This is a genomic window from Baaleninema sp. (genome assembly GCF_049974805.1).
GTDB lineage: Bacteria > Cyanobacteriota > Cyanobacteriia > Cyanobacteriales > Geitlerinemataceae > Baaleninema.
Map to the genome: position 1 here is coordinate 1 of NZ_JBNGCO010000200.1, position 4,180 is coordinate 4,180.

Consider the following 4,180-nt stretch of genomic DNA (forward strand, 5'->3'; position numbering starts at 1 on the left):
ACCCAAGGAATCTCCCGGCATACCCAGAACGGGTTGCTGGGATAGGATGTCAACGTCGAAACTCTACGAAATCATGGCTACGACCCGAGAAATCGAAACCCTCGCCGCCGAAATCGCCGATAAAATCTATATCGACGTGGCAAAATGGCATCTTTACCTCGGCGACGCCCACTTACATATCCCCCTCGCCGAACGGTTTTATCCGATGCTGGAAAACGACGACCTCAGCGAGGACAACGTGCAAGCGGTGTTACGAGACATCTCCGTTCCCCTCGGCGGCGGACGCACGCAAGTCCCGCTGTCGGACTTACTTCCGACCTCCGGTCAAAGTCAATTGGTGGAACTGTTAGAGGATTTCCAGAAGGAAAATCTCTAGTTCGTCGGTTCGGAGAGTTTCAGGAGCTTAGTGGTGCAGAAAAGTCCTGAAACCCTTGTTAGAAAAGATATCTCCGTATTAAAGGGTCAGCCTGAAAATCTCAAATCGGTAAATGGCTGCCGGAGATACCCGGCATCTTGGAGATGCCGGGTATCTCGCTCAATCCAAAATACACATAATATGTATTTTGTCAACCCCAGATCTCGAAAAGTTTTCTGCACCACTGAGGTTTCAGGAGTGATGTAGTTGTCGGTCAAGAAACCCGGTTTTCTCATTTTTCTCTGATATTAAGTTAACGGCATTTTCTTGAAAAATCGGTATTTTATGTCAGTTTTTGTCATTTTTAAACTGTCTTATAGTCTCTAAACTTGTCGGTCAAGAAACCCGATTTTCTCGTTTCAATCCAATTTTAAATGGCTCTTCGCCGTTTAGGGTGACAGAAAAACTGACTTCACGAGATTTCAGGGGTTTTGGCTCTCGATTCTCCAGGTATTTGTATTTTGCTATACATTTTCCCCCGCAAACGGCGGAGACCCTTTTAAATCGATAAAATCTCATGCAAAAATTATTTGTTATAGAAAATTGTGAAAGTCTCTATGATTGTTAAAAACGCAGAAAAAAAATGCAAGTTCAACAAATTTTCATACATCCCGTCAAAGGATTGACCCCCCAGGCGATCGCCCGAGCGGAGTTACGGGAAAATGGGGGAATGGTGGGCGATCGCGCCTTGGGATTGATGTTTGTCGATACGGGAACCGGAACCGAAACCGTCGTTCCCTGGCAGAAAAAACAGCATTTCGCCGTTCAAAACGACTGGCCGCAACTAGCTGCCTTATCTTGTCACTACGACTTCGATAATGGAACCTTGATGGTGGAACGGGAGGGGAAAACCCTGCTGTCGGCGAAACCGGAGGAGCAGAGCGATCGCGATCGAATCGGCGAATTTTTCACCCAATACCTGCAAACCCTCACCCCCAGTCCCGCCGCCAGACATCCCCAACCCGCCCCAGTTCGCCTCGTGGGAACGGCGACCGGAAAGGTTCGCTATCTCGATCGCCAACAGGGCCATATTTCCATCATTTCCCAAAGTACCTTCAACGCGATCGCCCAAGCCGTCGGCCTAGAAACCCTCGATCCTCGGCGATTCCGCCCCAATTTCGTCATCGACGGACTCTCCGCCTGGGAAGAATTCCAACTCGTTGGACATCGCCTCCAGTTGGGAAGCGTCCTCGTGGAAGTCACCGCCCCCATCGGACGCTGTTTCAACATCAACGTCAACCCCGACACCGGAGAAGCCGATTTACCGCTGTTAGACGCACTTTCCCAACACTTCGGACAGGCTCGAACCGGAGTTATCGCCAAAGTCTTAACCTCGGGAACCGTCACCATCGACGACGACGTATCTCTCAGCGAAGCCTGAAAAACAGGTGACGGGTGACTGGCGACTGAAAAAGGCTGGCGGCTGAAAAACTGACACCATTTCGCCACAATTTTGGTGTTTGCTAGAAGACACTTCAGATATCCTCGTTTTTAAATCGACCCATGAAGCGCAAGACGTTACTTTCCCTGGCGTCCCTGACTCTACTCGCATCGAGTCTCGTCCCTGTCGCCGTCGCCACGCCGCCAAGAAGCCCCGACATCGAAGAAACCTGCGAACTGCTGGTTGTCGGTGGTGGCTTATCCGGTTCCGCCGCTGCTTACGAAGCTCTCCTCGACGGAAAAACCGTCTGTATGACAGAAATTACCGATTGGGTGGGGGGACAGATTTCATCTCAGGGAACCTCCGCCCTCGACGAACGCGCCACACAACGGAGTTTGCTGTACTATCCTCGAGGCTATCTGGCGTTACGAACTGCCATTGAAGACCATTACAATCTTCTCAATCCGGGGGCTTGTTGGGTCAGCGAGTCCTGTTTTATGCCCTACGACGGCCACGAGTTGCTGTTTGAAATCCTCGAAGATGCTGCAGATGCAGGAGATGGAACCCTGAAATGGTTCCCCAACACGGTTGTAAAAGACCTCGAGTACAACGCTGAAGGGAACATCATTTCCGCTGCGATCGCGATTCAACATAAACCCGCTCCCGACGCACCTCCGATTAATACCTTTACCCTGTCTGAAACCATCGAAGACACCTATCGTTACGAGGATTCCGATCGATTCGAGAAGGCGATCGTTCGATTTGTCCCCCAACCCTTAGACGAAGACGAACCGCCGCGAAGGTCCCCCAACTGGTACGTCATCGACGCCACAGAAACCGGAGAACTCATCGGCTTAGCGGACGTTCCCTATCGCGTGGGAATCGATCCTCGTTCCTATCTCGAACCCTCTTCTTCCAGCGAAACCGGCGATCCTTACTGTACCCAAGGCTTCACCTACACCTTCGCGATGGAGGCGACGGAGGAACCCCAAAACCACGAAATGCCGGAATTTTACCCCCAGTACGAACCCTATTACAGCTACGAACTCGATCGCCTCGCGGACTTCACCCTGGTTTACACCTATCGCCGCATCCACAGCATGAAGCCGAAGGAAGACTTACCGGGGAACGTGCGAGAATACCCCATCTATCCCGGCGACATCTCCATGCAAAACTGGACTTGGGGAAACGACTATCGCCCCGGAACCGCTGAGGACAACTTGATTTACACCCGCAACCAACTGGCCGAAACCGGACAACTCGAACCCGGCGGCTGGCTGGGGGGACTGCGAACGGAGACGCTGCGACGGGGCGAAGAAAATGCGATCGGCTATTTTTATTGGTTGGTTCGCGGTACCACCGATTCCCAATTAGGCGACGGCGTCAAAGAACCCCACCCCAACCACCGCTATCTGAGCGGGTTTGACTCGCCGATGGGAACTGCTCACGGTTTGTCGAAATATCCCTATATGCGGGAAGGACGGCGGATTGTGGGTCGTCCCGACTGGACGCACCGCGACGGGTTTACGGTGTGGGAAGTGGATATTTCCCAAGCGGATTTTCGCGAGGATTTCTACCGCATTAATTTACTTCCCAAGGAATTTCGCCAATTGTGGGCGGTGTTGTCGGGGTTGGACGCGACGGCGGTGGCTGCACGGGAGATTCCGCCAGAAGACGCCGAACGACGGATGCGATCGACCCTGTTTCCGGATACCGTGGGAATCGGACATTATGCGATCGACTTTCACCCCTGTATGGCGTTGAGTCCCCCAGAAGCCCCCGGAAACTACGAACGTCCGGGGGAACGGCGAGGCGCCGGACGAGCGTTTCCGTTTCAAATTCCCCTGCGATCGACGATTCCGCAGAAGTTAGACAACCTTTTAGTGGCCGGAAAAAGCATCGCAACGAGTCACATTGCAGCAGCGGCGTACCGAGTTCATTCGTTTGAATGGTCTGCGGGGGCTGCGGTGGGAACCACGGCGGCGTTTGCGTTGGAAAACGACATTGCCCCTTACGAGTTGGTGGACGATTTACCTTATCCGGAACCGCAGTTAGAGGCGTTGCAACGGCGGTTGACGGATAATGGCAATCCGGTCGTGTTTCCCAATACGTCGATTTTTAACAATACTTGGGATAGCTGGGATTAGGGGTTAAATTGGGTGCATCTCACCTTTGTAATACCAATTTTCAATAACGCTGCCATTGATGAAAGCATCAAACTAACCCGTCTTATCGTTCCTACGCTCGGCGTGGGAACGGGAGTTGAGGCGCTCTGCGCCCCGTGTTTGACGACTCGACGCCGAGCGTCCGAAAGGTGCGTCCCTACGCCGAGCGTAGGAACGATGGAAACTTACGGACTATCAGTAGCATAATTTTAGAAAAAT

The 4,180-nt window shown here is 52.4% G+C and carries 3 protein-coding genes; all 3 read left to right on the forward strand.

The window, feature by feature from the left end:
- The first annotated feature begins 73 nt into the window (after window positions 1–73).
- The 3 genes from ACP5D4_RS21125 to ACP5D4_RS21135 all read left to right on the forward strand — a co-directional run bounded on the left by ACP5D4_RS21125 (window position 74) and on the right by ACP5D4_RS21135 (window position 3,943).
- Window positions 74–376, forward strand: coding sequence for a DUF3181 family protein (locus tag ACP5D4_RS21125; protein WP_428013578.1), 303 nt, complete (start codon window positions 74–76; stop codon window positions 374–376).
- A gap of 622 nt (window positions 377–998) precedes the next feature.
- Complete coding sequence (locus ACP5D4_RS21130) at window positions 999–1,796, forward strand: MOSC domain-containing protein (RefSeq protein WP_428013579.1); 798 nt, start codon at window positions 999–1,001, stop codon at window positions 1,794–1,796.
- 122 nt (window positions 1,797–1,918) lie between these two features.
- Window positions 1,919–3,943, forward strand: a complete 2,025-nt coding sequence (locus ACP5D4_RS21135) for an FAD-dependent oxidoreductase (protein ID WP_428013580.1) — start codon at window positions 1,919–1,921, stop codon at window positions 3,941–3,943.
- The last annotated feature ends 237 nt before the right edge of the window (window positions 3,944–4,180 follow it).